Below are 18,689 nucleotides of genomic sequence, written 5' to 3' on the forward strand. Positions count from 1 at the left end.
CAGGATTAAGAAACCGACATGATGTTGAGTGAATATGAGTGGCAGGCGGTACTTCTTAGTCTGAAAGTATCGAGCCTGGCCGTTGTTTGCAGTCTGCCGCTTGGTATTCTGATGGCGTGGGTCCTCGCCCGCGGCCGCTTTCCCGGCAAGTCCCTGCTCGACAGTATTATTCATTTGCCGCTGGTATTACCGCCGGTGGTGATTGGCTATTTGCTGCTGGTGGTGATGGGGCGGCGCGGCTTTATCGGCCAGCGTCTGTACGAATGGTTTGGTTTCAGCTTCAGTTTCAGCTGGCACGGTGCAGTGCTGGCCTCGGCGGTGGTGGCATTTCCGCTGATGGTGCGGGCGATACGCCAGTCGCTGGAGGCGGTTGACCCCAAACTTGAACTCGCCGCCCGCACGCTCGGTGCTTCGCCGTGGCGGGTCTTTTTCACCATCACACTGCCGCTTTCCGTGCCGGGCGTCATTGCCGGCGTGGTGCTGGCATTTGCCCGTTCGCTGGGCGAGTTTGGTGCAACGATCACCTTCGTCTCGAATATTCCGGGTGAGACCCGCACCATTCCGCTGGCGATGTATACCCTGATTGAAACGCCGGGCGCGGAAGGCGCTGCCGCACGGCTTTGCGTGCTGGCAATCCTGCTGTCTCTGGCGGCATTGCTGATTTCTGACTGGCTGGCAAAACGCAGCCGTATCCGGCTGGGAGGCTGACATGCTTGAACTCGATTTCAGCCAGACGCTGGGCAGCCTGGAATTACAGGTGTCGCAGACCTTACCGGCGCAGGGGATAACGGCCATTTTTGGTTTGTCAGGCGCAGGAAAAACCTCGCTGATTAATGCGATCGGCGGCCTGACCCAACCTGATAGTGGCCGCATTACCTTGAACGGCCGCATCTTATCGGATAAGCAAAACAACATTTTCCTGCCGCCAGAAAAACGCCGCGTCGGTTATGTTTTTCAGGATGCGCGACTGTTCCCGCATTACCGTGTGAAAGGCAATCTGCAATACGGCATGGCGCCGTCGATGCGCGGACAGTTCGATAACATCGTGCGGTTGCTCGGTATCACCCCCTTGCTGGACCGCTTCCCGCTCACGCTTTCAGGTGGCGAGAAACAGCGGGTGGCAATTGGTCGTGCGCTGCTGACAGCACCGGAAATTTTACTGATGGATGAGCCGCTGGCCGCGCTCGATATCCCGCGTAAACGCGAACTGATGCCTTACCTGGAGCGTCTGGCGCAGGAAGTCAGCATTCCGATTTTGTATGTGACGCACAGCCTCGATGAGATTTTACGTCTGGCGGAAAAAGTGCTGGTGCTCGACGGCGGTAAAGTGCTGGCAATGGGCACGCTGGAAGACGTGTGGGCGAGCAATGTGATGCGGCCGTGGCTGCCGAAAGAAGAGCAAAGCAGCGTGCTGAATGTCAGCGTACTGGAACATCATCCGCGCTATGAAATGACCGCACTGGCGATTGGCGATCAGCGTTTATGGATCAGTAAAGTCGAAGAGGCGCCCGGCACGGCGTTGCGCATTCGCGTGAATTCCACGGACGTTTCGCTGGTGCTGCAACCGACGGCTAACAACAGCAGTATCCGCAATATTCTGCCAGCGAAAGTGCTCGAATGTCTGGATCTGGGGAATCAGGTGGAGGTCAAACTGGCGATGGCCGATCACATCATCTGGGCGCGGATCTCGCCGTGGGCGCGGGACGAACTGATGATCCGCGCAGGCCAGTGGTTGTATGCGCAGATCAAAAGTGTGTCGGTCAGTCGTTAATCGTATTGCACCTTACTTTTCTGACGGGTTAAAGGCGGCGTAAAGCACCAGAACCTCTTCGGCAAACGCGTCATCAATAATATAGAAATAGCATTCCGGCACGTTAAGCACCCGGGCGAAATGACACATGGTGTCGAAGTTCGGGCTGTACGTGCCGTTTTCATATTGCGACACCCGCGAACGCGCAGTGCTCTCATCTATTCCGGCTAAAACACCCAATTTTTCCTGCGTAAGTCTGGCTTTTGTCCGTGCGGATTTCAGTCGATGTGGGATCATTATCAATAACCATAGAAACTGTATTGACGTTATGTTTAGCATCACTTAACATTATTGTTGTTTAGAGTTACTGGACATCGTTATATGTCAGTGTAATTCACAATTCAGATAGTTGAACAAACAACATAAGGAAGAGGGATAAAAATGGAAAATGACTGGCATCCGGCAGATATCATTGCTGCATTACGTAAGAAAAAATCCTCACTGGCGGCGGTCTCGCGTCAAGCCGGTTTAGGCTCATCCACACTGGCCAATGCGCTGGCGCGTCCGTGGCCGAAAGGGGAACTGATCATTGCTCAGGCTCTGGATATCCATCCGTCGGTGATCTGGCCCAGCCGGTACTTCGACGAGAATAAGCAATTAATTACCCGCGCCGTCCGGCCGGTCAGGAATAAGACGCTGAAAAGCGACTGATTATCCTGCAAAAAAAACACCTTCCTCTGTGGCAGAGGAAGGTGCATTGGTAAAATTAGTTCAACACTTTATTACGGATAACTTCAGCGATGCCGGGTGTTTCGTGATCGCCAATCACCAGCGCGGCACGTTCTTTGATAGCATCTGCTGCATTGCCCATCGCCACGCCCAGACCGACATTTTCCAGCATGCTCAGGTCGTTGTAGTTATCACCGAACGCCACCACATCCTGCATGCTCATACCCTGCGATTCGACCCATTCCTGCAAGCGGCGACCTTTGCTGTTGCCTCCTTTCGCCACATCCACCTGATCATGCCATGACCATTCGCAGGCCAGACCCAGCTCGTTTTCAACCTGCGAGGCAAACGTATGCAGGGCATCGAGATCCTGATGTGAGGTGGCGAATTTCCAGATCGACTGCGCATCATCAGCGGCTTCGCGAAGACTGTTCACCTGAATAATGTTTGGGCGCTGATGTTCCGGCAGGGTTTGCCCCCAGGCAATGGACCGGCTGACGTGGCCGCTCGGTTGCTGATACAGCATGGCGTCATCGACATACAACAGACCGTGGATGCCGTGATATTCCAGCAAGTCGACCACTTTTTTTGCTTTGACCGGATCCAGCGGATCAGAAGTTAAGACCTTACGTGCCTGATAATCATACAAATAGGTGCCGTTACAGCAGATAGCAGGTGTATCGAGCTGCAATGCCTGATAAAACGGATGGATAGCGACATGATGGCGTCCGGTCACGACGACCACTTTGATTCCCTGTGCACGGGCATCGGCCAGTGCGGCAAGGGATTCTGGAAGGATACGTTTTTGGCGGTCCAGCAGCGTCCCGTCGAGATCGAGCGCAATAATGCGATAAGTCATGAGCAGTCCATCGTAAGTGAGGGGGAATAAGGGGAAATTATCGCCATATTACCTTTTTTAGCCTGCTAATTAAACCGGGTATCCGGCACTAAAGGTGCCGTCGTATCGTGCTAACCTGAGCTACGCTGTAAAAAACATAACGACTCATTCAGTCTTAATAAGGAGATGTGATGAAGCAAGTTGTCTACATTGCCAGCCCTGAGAGCCAGCAAATCCACGCTTTTCGTCTGGCAGACAATGGTGAACTGAGCCTGCTGCAAACGGTGGACGTTCCGGGACAGGTTCAGCCGATGGTGATTCATCCCGATGGTCATCGTCTTTACGTCGGCGTACGTCCTGAGTTCGGCGTGCTGACCTACCGCATCGACCATGAAGGTAAACTGGAAGAAGCCGCGATGGCACCTCTGCCGGGCAGTCCGACGCATCTGGGTATAGACCTTCAGGGGCGTTTTGTGTTCTCCGCGTCCTACAGCTTTAACAATGTCAGCATTCATCCGCTGGATGAAAAAGGCCTCGCGCTGGCCCCGGTGCAGGTGCTGGAAAACATCCAGGCTCCGCACTCAGCCAATATTGACCCGACCAATCAGGTGCTGATGATCCCGGCGCTGAAAGAAGACCGTATCCGCCAGTTTGACTTCAGTGTGAACGGCGAAGCGACGCCGCATAACGCGCCGGAGCTGAAAACCGCAGCGGGTGCGGGCCCGCGTCATATGGCATTCCACCCGAATCATCATTTTGCCTACTGTGTAAATGAGCTGAACAGCAGCGTGGATGTGTACCAGAAAGACGTCACCAGCGGCGAATACCGTCAGGTGCAGACACTGGGGATTATGCCCGCTGATTTCACCGGCACCTGCTGGGCGGCCGATTTGCACATCACGCCGGACGGCAAATTCCTGTATGCCTCAGACCGTACTGCCAGCCTGATTTCTGTGCTGACCGTCTCAGAAGATGGCAGCGTGCTTGAACTGGCCGGGCATCACGTCACCCAGACACAGCCGCGTGGTTTCAATATTGATCACTCCGGCCAGTATGTGATCACCGCAGGGCAGAAATCGGATGCGATTGAAGTGGCGAAAATTGATCCGCAAAACGGTCAGCTGACGACGTTGAAAACCTACGCAGTGGGTAAAGGCCCGATGTGGGTAAGCATTCTGGAAATTAATTAATCACGGCTGTTTACTGGTTAGTTTACCTAATGATTTATTTTTAACTGATCAATAATACCGCTCTGAAATAATGATCAAGCCCCTGTAATAAGGGGCTTTTTTATTGCCTGTGCTATACGTGCTATTGATAAGAAATATTTTAATGTTTCTATAAATGTTGAACATTGCTGGTCGATAACTCTCCCGTTATTCACTCATTCTTCGGTGGCGTTGCCACTTCAGAGTCAGTCCTTTTGGTTATCAGGGAGAAGAAAATGAATGTACTTTCAGGGATCGCTGGCCGGGTTCGCCATGCCACAATTGCCAGCAAGCTCGGTGCAGGATTTGCGCTGGTGTTGCTTCTGGGATCCTTTATCGCTGTGTCCGGTGTCTACCATCTGACCAGCATCAATCAACGCGCTGAAAAGGCGTCCTTGCTTAAGACCGTTAACGATTTGCTGAGCGATGCCAAATTTACCCGGCTTTCATATATGGCCAGCAAAGACCCCAAATTTGTTGAAGAAAACCGCCAGGCGCTGGATAAACTGGAAGCCCGTCAGGCTGATGTTGAGGCGTACTCCTGGGATCCGCAAGACCAGCGTCTGGTGGAAACCATGCCGGAAAATATCCGCCGTTATCGTGAAAGCTGGCAGCACACGCTGAATCCTCCGGCAGGCAGCGATGCGGAAAAAATCACCGCGCAGTTGGCCGAAGCCGGGCTGGCCCTGACCTCTGCGTCTAACACGTTGCTCGATCATGAGATGAACAATCTGCATAACGAAGTGACGCGCACCATTTCTGAAATGCTGGTGATCATTGTGGCGACTGTGGTTGCCGGTGTGTTGATTTCGTGGCGCATGACCCGTCAGCTGACACTTCCTCTGCGCCGCACGCTGCAAACCGCAGAACGTATCGCTGCCGGTGATCTTTCTACTCATGCCACCAGCCACAGTTTTGACGAAGTGGGGCAACTGAGCCGCGCCATTGAAACCATGAACCAGAACCTGCACGGCATCATCGGTGATATCCGCGAAGGCGTAACGCAGGTGACCCGCGCTTCGGGCGAAATAGCCGCAGGTAATATCGATCTGTCAGCCCGTACCGAAGAGCAGGCGGCAGCGCTGGGGCAAACAGCGGCCAGCATGGAACAACTGACCTCAACGGTGAAACAGAACGCCGACAATGCAGCGCAGGCCAGTCAGCTGGCCTCCGATGCGGCCAATACGGCAGCGCGGGGCGGTAAACTGGTGGCCGATGTCGTGGGCGTGATGAAAGAGATTACTGTCAGTTCGAAGCAGATTTCCGAAATTACCACGGTCATCAACAGCATCGCTTTCCAGACCAATATTCTGGCGCTGAATGCTGCGGTTGAAGCGGCGCGGGCAGGGGAGCAGGGCCGCGGTTTTGCCGTGGTCGCCAGCGAAGTCCGCAGCCTTGCGCAGCGCAGCGGGCAGGCGGCGAAAGAGATTGAAGGGCTGATTGGTAAATCGGTGATTAACGTCAATAACGGCTCTGTGCTGGTTGGCAAAGCGGGTGACACCATGGAAGAAATCGTCGGCTCTGTCCGTCATGTCACGCAAATCATTCATGAGATCGCATCGGCGTCTGACGAGCAAAGTCGCGGCATCAGTCAGATTGCGCAGGCGGTGGCAGAGATGGATACCGTCACCCAGCAAAACTCGGCGCTGGTTCAGCAGTCTGCCAGTGCGGCGGCTTCGCTCGATGAGCAGGCGGTGAATCTGGAACGCACGGTGTCGGTATTCCGTCTGGGCAACGAAGCGTTGTAACATTTTCGCAGAACGAAGTCCGCAGAACGAAAAAAAACCGCCGGAGGCAACCCCGGCGGTTTTTTCATGGCATCAGACTGAATTACTTCGCAGGCTGTGTCAGCACGTTGTTGTACTGCCACAGGCGGTTGAAGTTAGTGTCATTCAGATTGCGCTGTTGTTTCTCATCTTTTGGCACGTTGCCGGCAAATGGCTGGCCGGAGAAGACAGAAGCGCCCCACGGATTCATCTGGTCATAGCTGTTGTCGAAGCTGCTGTCGCGGATTACCAGCTGGCTGCTTGCGCCATCAGCATCCCACGCACGCCCCATTTTCGCTTTCGCAGCCTGCTCGAAGCCACGGTCGCCGGTCAGGTTGCTGTCGATCACCAGGAAGCCATACGGCGCAGCGGCTGGCGTGTTTGGCGCAAAGACAGACGCCTGTTTCACGCCACGGCTGCTGACGGAGTGGAATTCAACGTGGTCAAAGACGGCATTCGCCCGGCCAAATACGTAATCCACATCACCCACGATCAGGCTGTTATGCACGTATGCACGGCTGTAACGACTGTTGTCAGTCTGGTTGTGGATGTTGGCGGTGTTCACCATAAAGGTATTCTGGCGGCCAATCAGGCGCACGTTATCCAGAATCACATTGTCACCGTCGGTACGCAGCGCAACGGCGGAATGATCGCCCCCGTCAACAGTATCGAGCAGGGAATTGCCGATGGTCAGGTTCTGAATCTGCACACCGTTGCTTTGTGACCACACGGTCGCGGTACAGCCGGTGCCGATGGTTTCAGTGGTCAGGGTGGCGCAGTTCTGGAACATATAGAACGCGCGATCGCCCGGCAGGAACTGGCCGTTAGGACTGACTGTTGAACGGTAAGTGGCGGGTGCCGCTGCGGCTTCCAGACCTTGTGCGAGGGTCACATCAGCAGAGCTGTTGCCCGCACCGAATAAGGTGACCGGTGGTGAACCCGCCGGGATGTACACGGCGCCGTTGTAAGTGCCTGGCAGGATTTTAATGAAGATACGTTCACCGTGGTTACGCACAGCCAGTGCCGCGTTTACCGCCATCTGAACGTTAGAGTATTCTGCGCCGTCGGTGCCTAACTGCGGGCCGACCACGAAATGGGTGTTCACACCGTCAGTGCTGGCCAGTTTAGGGAACCAGCCCTGTTGCTGAACCTGCAAAGAAGGGCCGCCAAAGGCCAGATAATTTTTCGTTGTAAAATTGGCCGCTTCGTCCGCTGATAACACGGGCAGTGACGCGGTGCCCGGAGCAACCTGGCTGGATAAGCCTTGATGGCTGCTGCTGCATGCCGCCAGGATCAGGCTGGCAGACAACATAGCGCACGCGCGCGACAGGGTGGAAATTTTCACTGTGACTGACTCCTTGATGAAGAAGATTGTTCTTTTTTTTCAATGTTGCGGTCATCGCCGCAATAAAAAAACGGTGGCCAGTAAAACTGACCACCTTTTCTGCGTCTTTTATACCACAGGAATCAGCTGTATATCACTGTCAGTGATGCTTTGCCGAGAGTATGGAAATGCACATTGAAGCCGAGATACGCGCCGCTGGCATTCTCATCGACTTCCAGCGTTTCTGTATCGATGGCGTATACGGTGAAATGATAGTGATGGTGTTCGCCCTGCGGAGGGGCTGCGCCGCCATAACCGGCTTTGCCAAAATCGGTGCGGGTCTGCACGGCACCGGCAGGTAAACCGCCTTTGCCGGAGCCCGCGCCTTGCGGCAATTCGGTGACGTCTGCCGGAATATTCGCGACGCCCCAGTGCCACCAGCCGGAGCCGGTCGGGGCATCCGGGTCATAAACGGTTATCACAAAACTTTTGGTGCCCTCGGGGGCACCGGACCAGGCCAGATGCGGCGAAAGGTTGTCGCCGTTGTAGCCCATGCCGTTAAAAACCTGCGTTTCCGGCATTTTGTCGCCATCGCGCAAATCATTACTGGTGAGTGTAAATGCCATAGAACCCTCTTCAGATGATGAAATAGTCACGGGCAGATTACTTGCCGACCTCGCCGCCGCCCAGCATTTTCAGTAATGCCTGCGCGACTGCTCTGGAAGAGGCCGGATTCTGACCGGTGATCAGTTTGCCATCGGTGACGGCATAAGGCCGCCAGTCCGCTGCCTTACTGTAATCGCCGCCATTTTTCTTCAGCTCGTCTTCGACCAAAAAAGGCACGATGTCGGTCAGGCCAACCGCGTCTTCTTCGCTGTTACTAAAGCCGGTTACGCGCTTGTCTTTCACCAGCGGCGTGCCATCTTCCACCAGCACATTGCGCAACACCCCCGGCGCGTGGCAGACCGCAGAAACCGGTTTGCCCGCTGCCCAGAAAGCCTGGATCAGCGCGATGGAATGCGGGTCTTCAGACAGATCCCACAACGGTCCGTGACCACCCGGATAGAAAATGGCATCGAAGTCATCAGCGTTAACATCAGCAAGTTTGTGCGTGTTCGCCAGCACCTTCTGCGCATCTTTATCACTGCGGAAGCGTTCGGTTGTTTCGGTCTGCGCATCCGGCTCATCACTTTTCGGATCGAGTGGTGGCTGTCCGCCTTTCGGCGAGGCCAGCGTCAGCCCGGCGCCTGCATCCAGAAACTCGTAATAAGGCGCGGTAAATTCTTCCAGCCAGAAACCGGTTTTCTTACCGGTTTCGCCGAGCTTATCGTGTGATGTCAATACAATCAGTAATTTCATGTTACCTCCTGTGGACGCCGTCAGCTTTAGTTAAGGAGTAATCAGTCCTGACCGACACGAACGACCAGTTTGCCAAAGTTTTTACCCTCAAGCAGGCCAAAGAACGCCTGCGGTGCATTCTCTAATCCTTCCACGATATCTTCGCGGAATTTCACTTTCCCTTGTTCAAACCATTCGCTCATCTGTTTTGCAAACTCCGGATAGCGATGGCCGTAATCATCAAAAATAATAAAGCCCTGCACACGCATGCGTTTCTTCAGAATGGTGCCGGTCAGCAGGGAAAGGCGATCTTGTCCCTCTTTCAGACCGGTCGCGTTATATTGGGAAACCAGCCCGCACAGCGGAATACGCGCTTTGGTATTGAGCAGCGGCAATACGGCATCAAACACCGCACCACCGACGTTTTCAAAATACACATCAATGCCATCCGGGCAGGCCGCTTTCAGGCGTTTATCCAGATCCGGGGCGCGGTGATCCAGGCATTCATCGAAACCGAAATGTTCAACGGCATAGCGGCATTTCTCTTCACCACCGGCAATCCCGATCACGCGACAGCCTTTGATTTTACCAATTTGTCCGACCAGCGAGCCGACCGGCCCGGTCGCTGCAGCAACGACCAGCGTTTCCCCCGGCTTGGGTTCGCCAATATCCAGCAGCCCCATAAAAGCGGTGAAGCCCGGCATGCCTAAAACACCGAGTGCAAGGGAAGGTTGTTTGAGTGCCGCGCCTTCGAGTTTCTTCACGGCTTTGGCGTCGGCCACGGAATAATCCTGCCATCCGGTGCTGCCGACCACGAAATCCCCGGCTTTAAAATCCGGGCTTTTTGATTCCACCACGCGGGAAACTGCGCCGCCGGTCATTACTTCACCGATTTGTACCGGCGCAGCGTAAGAAGGCGCATCGCTCATACGTCCGCGCATGTACGGGTCGAGCGAAAGCCACACGGTACGCAGCAATAACTGACCGTCTCTGGCCTGCGGTAACGGCGCTTTTTCCAGACGGAAATTGTCATCGACGGGTTTGCCGTGAGGGCGTGAAGCCAGCACGATGCGGCGGTTTTCAGACTGTAACTGGGGCATAGTCATTCCTTTTCGTTTTCTTATAAGAAAGTTAAAAGCTAACGTAATTGGGAATAAGTATAGGACGCTAAACAGTTTTCGAACCAAGCGCTTTATGCCATGTTTGAATAAACCCTGCGATTTTTCCCTGAAATGTGACCATCATCTTTTCCTATGACATCTGCCGGAAAATTCCTTTAAATCTGCAGGTTGCACAGGTATGGTCGGTAAGATTTTTGACCCGTTGCTCCACTTTATCTGCAAGATTAATAAGCATAAAAAAGGGATCCTAATGCGTAAAACTCCTCTGGCACTGAGTGCCGTTTTCCTGTTGCTCAGCCTGAATCAGTCTGCCTTCGCCAAAGAGCCCGCGCCCGCGCCGCTCTGGCCGGGCGTCAATGTGGCGCAACTCGCGCAGCAATCGCCGGTTCACTGGGTGTCGGTCGCGCAAATTGAAAACAGCCTGAACGGCCGCCCGCCAATAGCTGTCGGTTTTGATATCGATGACACGGTGTTGTTTTCCTCGCCGGGCTTTTACCGCGGGCAGGTCGAGTTTTCCCCCGGAAAACAGGATTATCTGAAGAACCCGAAATTCTGGGAGAAAATGAACAACGGCTGGGATGATTTCAGCATGCCAAAAGAGGTGGCAAAGAGCCTGATTGCCATGCACCTTAAACGCGGCGACAGCATTTACTTCGTGACCGGCCGCAGCGAAACCAAAACTGAGACCGTGACGAAGACGCTGCAGAACGATTTCCAAATCCCGCAGGACAAAGTGAATGCGGTTATTTTCGCCGGTGACAAAGCCGGTCAGAACACAAAAACGCAGTGGCTGAAAGATAAGCAAATTAAAGTGTTTTATGGCGACTCTGACAATGATATCACTGCCGCTCAGGCCGTGAGCGCGAGGGGGATCCGCGTACTGCGCGCCTCTAACTCAAGCTACAAACCATTGCCACAAGCCGGTGCGTTTGGCGAAGAAGTCATTGTAAATTCGGAGTATTAAGTGGCACCCTCCCCTGCGAAGGGGAGGGCTGGGGTGGGGTATTAAAGCAAAATCAATGGGTTGAAGTTTTTTTGACGAGGTGTTAGCCCTTAAAAACTCCCTCCCGGCCTCCCCCTTCGCAGAGGGAGGCGCAAAAGTTAAACCTGTCTTCCTGGCGGCTTTACTTCACGCTCACATCAATATCACCAAAGTATTTCTTCGAAAGCTCTTTCACCACGCCATCTTTTTGCACTTTAGCGATCGCTGTATCCAGCTTTTCTTTCAACTGGGTATCGCCTTTACGCAGGCCGAAGGCGATGCCGCTGCCGAGAATTTTGTCATCGCGTACGGCGTCACCGACGAAGCCGTAATCTTTACCGTCCGGACGCGACAGGAAACCGGTCTGACCGGCCGGGGCCAGCACTAATGTGCCGTCGAGACGACCGGATGACAGATCCAGATACACCTGATTCTGATCCTGATAAGAGACGATATCCACGCCTTTCGGTGCCCAGTGTGCCTGCGCATAACTTTCCTGAATCGACCCCTGTAACACGCCGATATGCTTGCCTTTCAGCGACTCCGTGGTCGGCAGCAGGCCGGAATCTTTCTTCGCAATCAGTTTGGTGGGGACGCGGTAAATCACGTTGGTAAAATCAATCGCCTGACGACGTTTATCCGTCACGTTCATCGCCGAGTTAATCGCATCAAATTTACGCGCCTGCAGGGCCGCAATCAGGCCGTCGAAAGAAGTGTCGTACCAGTCGCATTTCACACTGGCGGCGGCGCAGACGGCGTTGCCCAGATCGATATCAAAACCCTGTAATTCACCGGTCGCACTTTTCGATTCGAACGGTGGATATTGCGCTTCCAGACCAAATTTGAGCGTGGAACCGTCCGCCAGTGCGGAGAAAGACGCGACGGCACAACCTAACAGCAATGCGATTTTCAATTTTTTCATTATTCACAATTCCCCGGCGTTATTGAGATGAATACAAAGGTTCAGACGCGACACAACCGGCGTGCGCCTTCGTACAACGTGTCGTTATCTTTGGCAAAGCTCAGACGGATAAGCCCTGTTGGTTGGTTATTGCTGTAAAAGGCTGACAGCGGAATGGTCGCGATCTGATGATCGCGGATCAGGCTCAGCACAAATTCGTCGTCGGTCAGCGGACTGAAATGACTAAAACGCGCCAGCATAAAGAAACTGCCACGGCTTGGCAGTAATTCAAAGCGGGATTCGCTGAGGGCTTCGGCCAGCAGGTCGCGTTTTTGCTGATAAAAATCGGCCAGTCCCAGATAACTTTGCGGGTCAGCCAGCGCTTCGGCGAATGCGACCTGCATCGGCGTATCGGCAGAGAACACCATAAACTGATGCACTTTGCGGATTTCATCCATTAGTTCTGCCGGTGCCAGGCAATAACCCACACGCCAGCCGGTGACGTGATAGGTTTTGCCGAAAGACGACACAATCACGCTGCGCTCAGCCAGTTGCGGATAGCAGGCCATGCTTTCGTGGCGCTCGCCGTCGAACACCACGTGCTCATACACTTCATCGGACAAAATCACGATGTCGGTGTCTTGGGTCAGCGCGGTCAGTCGTTCGATATCAAATTCAGTGAAAATGGCACCGGTCGGGTTATGCGGACTGTTGATGATGATCATTCGCGTGCGGCTGTTGATCGCGCTGGCGACCTGATCCCAGTCGATGCTGAAATCATCCAGCGACAGGCCGATAGCCACCGGCTTCGCGCCCTGTAAACGGACGATCGGTGCATAGCTGTCAAATGACGGCTCGAAATAAATGACTTCATCGCCCGGATGTACCAGGGCGCTGATGGCGGAATACAGGCCTTCGCTGGCGCTGGCAATCACCGTCACTTCGCTGTCGGCATCATATTTGCAGCCATAAAGCGCTTCGACTTTGGCGGACAACGCATGGCGTAATGCCGCCACGCCACTCATTGGTGCGTACTGGTTATGCCCCTCGCGCATGGCTTTTGCGACGCTGTCGATTAACGCGGGCTGGCATGAGAAATTCGGTGCCCCCTGTGACAGGTTCAGGGCGTTATGTTCAGCGCTGAGCTGGCCGATAACGGTAAAAATGGTGGTGCCGACGTCAGGTAATTTTGACAGGGGCGACATGGCGCTCTTCATAGCATTTTCCCCAAAAAGCAGGCCGGGTGGCCATGAGAAGGTAAAAACGGGTGTTGAATGATTAAGCAATAGTTCCCCTGTGCCGACAATGGAAAGTTTGTCATACTCGTTATGATCTGAAGTCATGGCTTTATAACGTTTCTGACGAGGTAACTGTGAGTTTTTCTCCTGAACTGCCGTATCTGAATTTACCCTCGCTCAACGTGCTGAAAACCTTTGCCGTGGTTGCGCAAACCTTGAATCTGACACACGCGGCGGCGTTGCTGCACATCACCCAGGGCGCGGTCAGTCGCCAGATCACCGGACTTGAGGCCACGCTGGGTTATCCGTTGTTTTTACGTCAGGCCCGCGGGCTGACGCTGACCCCGCGCGGGGCGCAGTTGTTGCCGCCGGTACAACAGGCACTGGCGCTGATGGGAGAAGCCCTGCAACGTGTGGGTTCGCATCCGGATACCTTACGCATTAAATGCCCGACCTGTTCCATGCGCTGGCTGTTGCCGCGTGTTATCCAGCTACAAAACGACAGGCCGGATTTGCAGATTGAGCTGACAGCTTCCATCGCCCACGGCGTGGATTTCAGCAACGAACATTTTGATGCTGCCGTAGTGTTTGGTCGTCCGCCGGAATCACAGCGCCGGGCGCATCATCTGTTTGATGAAGTGCTGACGCCGGTGTGTACGCCGGAGTTTCTGCCGCGTCATAAAGGGAAAACGAAAGTGGCGGATCTGGCCGATAAAACGCTGCTTCACCCGACGCGTGACCGTCGCGACTGGTTGTTGTGGCTGCGGGAGGAGGGCGTACAGGGATTGCCGTCAGCCAAATCACAGCATTTCGATACGCTGGATCTGGCGATCAATTCGGCGTTGCAGGGCTACGGTGTGGCGATAGGCGATCTGACATTAATTGAAGATGATTTGCAGGCGGGAAGGGTGATTGCGCCGTTCCCGTTGTGCGTGGCAAGCGGCGCGTCTTATACGTTGCTGTATCCGGAAAACCCGACCCCTGCGCTGAAAGTGGCAATTGATTTTCTTAATGAAGAAGCGCGGCTCAGCCGGGAAAAACTGAGCGCGCTGTTATCTACCTCACACCGGTTAGTCACCACAGGCTAATCAGTAAAGCGCAGCCAGTGCGCTGGCGATTGCGCCGGTCAGTTTGCTCAGTTCTTCAGGTGAAATGATGTACGGCGGCATCAGGTAAATCAGCTTGCCGAACGGGCGGATCCACACGCCCTGACCGACGAAATGCTTCTGCAATTGCGCCATGTCTACCGGCTGGCGCATTTCCACCACACCAATCGCCCCGAGCACCCGCACATCGGCGACCGCCGGATGTGCTGCCAGCGGCAGTAAACCGGCATTCAGCTGTTTCTCAATGCTCAATACCTGCGCCTGCCAGCGGTTTTCCGCAAGTAAATGCAGGCTGGCGCTGGCGACCGCGCAGGCCAGCGGATTGCCCATAAATGTCGGGCCGTGCATGAAACATCCCGCCTCGCCGTCACTGATCACCTGCGCCACATGGCGGGTGGTGAGCGTGGCGGAAAGTGTCATGTAGCCGCCGGTCAGGGCTTTGCCGAGGCAGAGGATATCCGGCGAAATCCCGGCGTGATCACAGGCAAACAGCTTGCCGGTGCGGCCAAATCCGGTGGCAATTTCATCGGCAATCAGCAACACGCCATATTCATCGCATAACTTACGCACGCGTTTGAGATACAGCGGGTGATAAATCCGCATCCCGCCCGCCCCCTGAACGATGGGTTCTACAATGACTGCGGCGATTTTGCGGTGATTTTCGTCCAGCATTTTGGCAAATGGCGCGATATCCGCCTCATCCCATTCCCCGTCAAAACGGCTCTGCGGCGCATCGGCGAACAGATGCTGTGGCAGATAACCCTGATACAAACTGTGCATCGAGTTTTGCGGGTCACAGACTGACATCGCGCCAAAGGTGTCGCCGTGATAGCCGTTGCGCAGGGTCAGCAACGTCTGGCGTTTTTCACCGCGCGCCTGCCAGTATTGCATCGCCATTTTCAGTGCTACTTCAACGGCCACCGAACCAGAATCCGCCAGAAACACGCATTCCAGCCCGGCGGGGGTCATTTCTACCAGACGGCGGCACAACGCAACCGCCGACGGATGGGTGATCCCGCCAAACATCACATGTGACATTTTTCCGATTTGTTCGATGGCCGCCTGGTTCAACTGCGGATGGTTGTAACCGTGGATTGCCGCCCACCAGGACGACATGCCGTCAACCAGTTTGCGGCCATCAGCCAGTTGCAACATCACGCCGGACGCGGATTCCACCGGATAGGCGGGCAGCGGTTTGGTCATGGAGGTATACGGATGCCAGATGTGGCGCTGGTCGAATTCAATATCGGCGGGAGTCATAAACGAATCCTGAGGCGTAAGCTGTAAACTAAAAAATAATTTTAACGTTGACGGTAAACCAAAACAAATTAAAAATGGTTTACGGATTATGAAAAAAATACAACTGAACACTTTTTAAAGGAGTCGCAATGACTGCCCGCACCCACTGGACGCTGGAAAAAACGCAGGCCCTGTTCGATAAGCCATTCCTGGAGCTGATGTTCGAAGCGCAGCAAATTCACCGTCAGCATTTTGACCCGCGACAGGTTCAGGTCAGCACCTTGCTGTCGATCAAAACCGGTGCCTGTCCCGAAGACTGTAAATATTGCCCGCAAAGTTCCCGTTACAAAACCGGGCTGGAATCTGAACGTCTGATGCAAGTCGAGCAGGTGCTCGAATCTGCCCGACAGGCGAAAGCCGCCGGTTCAACCCGTTTCTGTATGGGCGCGGCGTGGAAAAACCCGCACGATCGTGACATGCCGTACCTCGAGCAGATGGTGCAGGGCGTGAAAGAAATGGGCATGGAAACCTGCATGACCCTCGGCACGCTGAACACTACGCAGGCACAGCGTCTGGCGCACGCCGGGCTGGATTTCTACAACCATAACCTTGATACCTCGCCGGAATTTTACGGCAGCATCATAACGACCCGCAGCTATCAGGAACGCCTGGATACGCTGGCGGAAGTGCGCGGCGCGGGCATTAAAGTCTGTTCCGGCGGCATTGTGGGGTTAGGTGAAACCGTCAAAGACCGCGCCGGTTTGCTGATGCAACTGGCGAACCTGCCGGTGCCGCCGGAAAGTGTGCCGATCAACATGCTGGTGAAAGTGAAAGGTACGCCGCTGGCGGATAATGACGATGTGGATCCGTTTGATTTCATCCGCACGATCGCGGTCGCGCGCATCATGATGCCGCAATCTTATGTGCGTCTGTCTGCCGGACGTGAGCAGATGAGTGAGCAGACCCAGGCGATGTGCTTTATGGCCGGTGCCAACTCCATCTTCTACGGCTGCAAACTGCTGACCACGCCAAACCCGGCAGAAGATAAAGACCTGATTCTGTTCGGCAAGCTGGGGCTTAACCCGCAGTCATTTGAAACAGAAATGGGCGATAACCAGCAGCAGGCCGCGCTTGCCGAGCAGCTGGTCCACGCCGATACCGATCAGTTCTACAACGCTGCGGTATAACCGGTGAGCTGGCAAACGCGGATCAACGACGCGGTGGCGGCGCGCAAACAGGCGGCGGCATTTCGTGTACGGCAGCCGAATGAGGGCGGCAGTGCGCGTTTTCTGACGCAGGGCGGGCGGCGTTATCTGAATTTTTCCGGTAACGATTATCTCGGCCTGAGTCAGGACGCTGAGGTGATCGCCGCGTGGCAGCAGGGTGCGGCTAAATACGGTGTCGGCAGCGGCGGTTCAGGACACGTCACCGGTTACAGCGAGGTGCATGCCGCGTTTGAGCAACAACTGGCGCAGTGGCAGGGATATCCGCGGGCTTTGCTGTTTATCTCCGGTTTTGCGGCGAATCAGGCGATTCTCGCGGCGCTGATGCAGGCTGAGGATCGCGTGCTGGCTGACAAACTCAGTCACGCGTCTTTACTGGAAGCCGCAACCCATGCACCTTCGCAGTTGCGGCGTTTTCACCACAATCAGCCGGATTCCCTGCAGCGCCTGCTGGAAAAACCCGTAGCCGGTGAAACGCTGGTGGTGACCGAAGGTGTATTCAGTATGGACGGCGACGCCGCGCCGCTGGCTGATCTGCATAACTTGTCCAAAGCGCACGGTAGCTGGCTGATGGTTGATGACGCGCACGGTGTGGGCGTTACCGGTGAAGAAGGGCGCGGCAGTTGCTGGCAACAGGGCATCCGGCCGGAACTGCTGGTGGTCACATTCGGAAAAGCTTTCGGTTGCAGCGGCGCGGCGGTGTTGTGTGATGATGCTACCGCCGATTACCTGTTGCAGTTTGCCCGCCATCTGATTTACAGCACGTCGATGCCCGCCGCGCAGGTGTGCGCGTTACAGGCTGCACTGGCACGAGTCCGGCAGGATGACGGTCTGCGTGATAAACTGGCCGCCAATATTGCCCGTTTTCGCGCGGGTGCCGCCGGTTTGCCGTATCCGCTGACCGGTTCACAGACGGCGATCCAGCCGGTGATTGTGGGTGAAAACCAGCCCGCGCTGGATCTGGCATCCACCTTGCGCGATCGCGGATTGTGGGTCAGCGCCATCCGTCCACCGACGGTGCCACCGGGCAGTGCGCGGCTGCGCATTACCCTGACAGCGGCGCATGAGCCGGAAGATATCGATTTTTTGCTGGAGTCCCTTCATGGGTGCAGTCACTGAATTAGTGAACAAACAAGCGGTGGCCGATGCGTTCAGTCGTGCCGCTATCAGTTACGAAAACGCCGCGCAGTTGCAGCGTGATGTGGGTGAGGAATTACTGGCGCTGGCTGCGCCGTATCTGCAAGACGCCGGTAAGATTGTCGTCGATGCGGGCTGTGGCACCGGCCACTTCAGCCGTTACTGGCGTGCGCAGGGTAAACATGTCATTGCGCTGGATCTCTCTGAGGGCATGTTAAATCGCGCCCGTGAGCTGGATTCTGCTGATGAATACGTGCCGGGCGACATCGAACGTTTGCCGTTTGCCGACAACTCTGTCGACATCTGCTTCAGCAATCTGGCGGTGCAGTGGTGTAACGCGCTGCCACGCGCACTGGAAGAAATGCACCGCGTCACCCGCAACGGCGGGCTGGTGCTGTTTTCCACGCTGGCAGAAGGTTCGCTCAATGAGCTGGCCGCGGCATGGATGAAGGTCGATGGCCGACGTCACGTGAATCAGTTCCTGACGCCGGACAAAATCGCCGAAGCCTGCGCGCCGTATCGCCATGATGTGACCTTCAGCGATCATGTTGCTCAATTCCCCGATGTGATGTCGCTGCTGCGCTCGCTGAAAGGCATCGGTGCGACGCACATCAAAAATGGTCGCCTCGGCGGTCTGGGCGGGCGTGAACGTCTGCAATTGCTGGACAAACACTATGCCCGCCGCGACGGCATCCTGCCGCTCAACTACCGGCTGGTCTACGGCATTTTGCAGGTCGAAGAACTTATCCCACGCTGATTTACTCCTCCCCCTTCGCAGGGGGAGGTTGG

Annotated in this window: 19 protein-coding genes; 10 read left to right on the forward strand and 9 right to left on the reverse strand. The window is 55.1% G+C overall.

The genetic code is table 11. From position 1 onward, the window contains the following. The first annotated feature begins 18 nt into the window (after window positions 1-18). Both modB and modC read left to right on the forward strand, forming a co-directional pair. Window positions 19-708 (forward strand): molybdate ABC transporter permease subunit, encoded by a 690-nt coding sequence (modB, locus tag ABIC79_RS12645; protein WP_013576403.1) that lies wholly within the window; start codon window positions 19-21, stop codon window positions 706-708. A gap of 1 nt (window position 709) precedes the next feature. Beyond that, window positions 710-1,771, forward strand: a complete 1,062-nt coding sequence (gene modC / locus ABIC79_RS12650; protein WP_015690239.1) for a molybdenum ABC transporter ATP-binding protein ModC — start codon at window positions 710-712, stop codon at window positions 1,769-1,771. 12 nt (window positions 1,772-1,783) lie between these two features. On the opposite strand, the gene ABIC79_RS12655 is transcribed toward modC, so the two are convergent. Then, window positions 1,784-2,047, reverse strand: a complete 264-nt coding sequence (locus ABIC79_RS12655) for a helix-turn-helix transcriptional regulator (RefSeq protein ID WP_013576401.1) — start codon at window positions 2,045-2,047, stop codon at window positions 1,784-1,786. Between the two features lie 144 nt (window positions 2,048-2,191). Between ABIC79_RS12655 and ABIC79_RS12660 the strand changes: the two genes are divergently transcribed. Then, on the forward strand, window positions 2,192-2,461 hold the full coding sequence (locus ABIC79_RS12660) for a helix-turn-helix domain-containing protein (protein ID WP_013576400.1): 270 nt from the start codon (window positions 2,192-2,194) through the stop codon (window positions 2,459-2,461). Window positions 2,462-2,516: 55 nt separating this feature from the next. On the opposite strand, the gene ABIC79_RS12665 is transcribed toward ABIC79_RS12660, so the two are convergent. Beyond that, on the reverse strand, window positions 2,517-3,338 hold the full coding sequence (locus ABIC79_RS12665) for a pyridoxal phosphatase (RefSeq protein ID WP_013576399.1): 822 nt from the start codon (window positions 3,336-3,338) through the stop codon (window positions 2,517-2,519). 170 nt (window positions 3,339-3,508) lie between these two features. Here ABIC79_RS12665 and pgl point away from each other — a divergent pair, with 170 nt between their 5' ends. Both pgl and ABIC79_RS12675 read left to right on the forward strand, forming a co-directional pair. After that, window positions 3,509-4,507 carry a 6-phosphogluconolactonase gene (gene pgl / locus ABIC79_RS12670; protein WP_354567284.1) on the forward strand — a complete coding sequence of 333 codons (999 nt, stop codon included), beginning with the start codon at window positions 3,509-3,511 and terminating at the stop codon, window positions 4,505-4,507. Window positions 4,508-4,761: 254 nt separating this feature from the next. Continuing rightward, the gene (locus ABIC79_RS12675) at window positions 4,762-6,273 is read left to right on the forward strand and encodes a methyl-accepting chemotaxis protein (RefSeq protein ID WP_037037141.1); all 1,512 of its coding nucleotides are present in this window, start codon (window positions 4,762-4,764) and stop codon (window positions 6,271-6,273) included. 82 nt (window positions 6,274-6,355) lie between these two features. On the opposite strand, the gene ABIC79_RS12685 is transcribed toward ABIC79_RS12675, so the two are convergent. The 4 genes from ABIC79_RS12685 to curA form a co-directional block, all read right to left on the reverse strand. Next, complete coding sequence (locus ABIC79_RS12685; protein ID WP_354567286.1) at window positions 6,356-7,636, reverse strand: putative acyl-CoA thioester hydrolase; 1,281 nt, start codon at window positions 7,634-7,636, stop codon at window positions 6,356-6,358. Between the two features lie 122 nt (window positions 7,637-7,758). Then, entirely contained in the window at window positions 7,759-8,241 is a 483-nt protein-coding gene (locus ABIC79_RS12690) for a kinase inhibitor (protein WP_013576395.1), read from the reverse strand. 37 nt (window positions 8,242-8,278) lie between these two features. Continuing rightward, window positions 8,279-8,974, reverse strand: coding sequence for a type 1 glutamine amidotransferase domain-containing protein (locus ABIC79_RS12695; RefSeq protein WP_013576394.1), 696 nt, complete (start codon window positions 8,972-8,974; stop codon window positions 8,279-8,281). Between the two features lie 41 nt (window positions 8,975-9,015). Next, window positions 9,016-10,053 carry an NADPH-dependent curcumin/dihydrocurcumin reductase gene (gene curA / locus ABIC79_RS12700; protein ID WP_013576393.1) on the reverse strand — a complete coding sequence of 346 codons (1,038 nt, stop codon included), beginning with the start codon at window positions 10,051-10,053 and terminating at the stop codon, window positions 9,016-9,018. Between the two features lie 271 nt (window positions 10,054-10,324). On the opposite strand from curA, the gene aphA reads away from it, so the two are divergent. Further along, window positions 10,325-11,038: an acid phosphatase AphA gene (gene aphA, locus ABIC79_RS12705; protein WP_119261838.1), complete on the forward strand. Its 714-nt coding sequence runs from the start codon at window positions 10,325-10,327 to the stop codon at window positions 11,036-11,038. A 160-nt stretch (window positions 11,039-11,198) separates the two neighbouring features. On the opposite strand, the gene ABIC79_RS12710 is transcribed toward aphA, so the two are convergent. Together ABIC79_RS12710 and ABIC79_RS12715 are read right to left on the reverse strand one after the other, a co-directional pair. Continuing rightward, window positions 11,199-11,978: an ABC transporter substrate-binding protein gene (locus ABIC79_RS12710; protein ID WP_037037147.1), complete on the reverse strand. Its 780-nt coding sequence runs from the start codon at window positions 11,976-11,978 to the stop codon at window positions 11,199-11,201. A 41-nt stretch (window positions 11,979-12,019) separates the two neighbouring features. Beyond that, window positions 12,020-13,174 carry a methionine aminotransferase gene (locus ABIC79_RS12715; protein WP_112197390.1) on the reverse strand — a complete coding sequence of 385 codons (1,155 nt, stop codon included), beginning with the start codon at window positions 13,172-13,174 and terminating at the stop codon, window positions 12,020-12,022. 155 nt (window positions 13,175-13,329) lie between these two features. Between ABIC79_RS12715 and ABIC79_RS12720 the strand changes: the two genes are divergently transcribed. Further along, entirely contained in the window at window positions 13,330-14,283 is a 954-nt protein-coding gene (locus tag ABIC79_RS12720) for a LysR substrate-binding domain-containing protein (protein WP_013576389.1), read from the forward strand. Here ABIC79_RS12720 and bioA read toward each other — a convergent pair whose 3' ends face one another. Next, window positions 14,284-15,561, reverse strand: a complete 1,278-nt coding sequence (gene bioA, locus ABIC79_RS12725; RefSeq protein WP_354567290.1) for an adenosylmethionine--8-amino-7-oxononanoate transaminase — start codon at window positions 15,559-15,561, stop codon at window positions 14,284-14,286. Between the two features lie 128 nt (window positions 15,562-15,689). Between bioA and bioB the strand changes: the two genes are divergently transcribed. The 3 genes from bioB to bioC are packed head-to-tail and all read left to right on the forward strand — an operon-like array spanning window position 15,690 to window position 18,657. Continuing rightward, window positions 15,690-16,727, forward strand: a complete 1,038-nt coding sequence (gene bioB / locus ABIC79_RS12730; RefSeq protein WP_013576387.1) for a biotin synthase BioB — start codon at window positions 15,690-15,692, stop codon at window positions 16,725-16,727. Window positions 16,728-16,730: 3 nt separating this feature from the next. Further along, on the forward strand, window positions 16,731-17,882 hold the full coding sequence (gene bioF, locus ABIC79_RS12735; RefSeq protein WP_354567293.1) for an 8-amino-7-oxononanoate synthase: 1,152 nt from the start codon (window positions 16,731-16,733) through the stop codon (window positions 17,880-17,882). Next, the gene (gene bioC, locus ABIC79_RS12740) at window positions 17,866-18,657 is read left to right on the forward strand and encodes a malonyl-ACP O-methyltransferase BioC (RefSeq protein WP_223509268.1); all 792 of its coding nucleotides are present in this window, start codon (window positions 17,866-17,868) and stop codon (window positions 18,655-18,657) included. Before bioF ends, bioC begins: the two co-directional genes overlap by 17 nt. Window positions 18,658-18,689: the final 32 nt, after the last annotated feature.

Source organism: Rahnella sp. 2050, from assembly GCF_040544515.1.
Lineage (GTDB): Bacteria > Pseudomonadota > Gammaproteobacteria > Enterobacterales > Enterobacteriaceae > Rahnella > Rahnella aceris.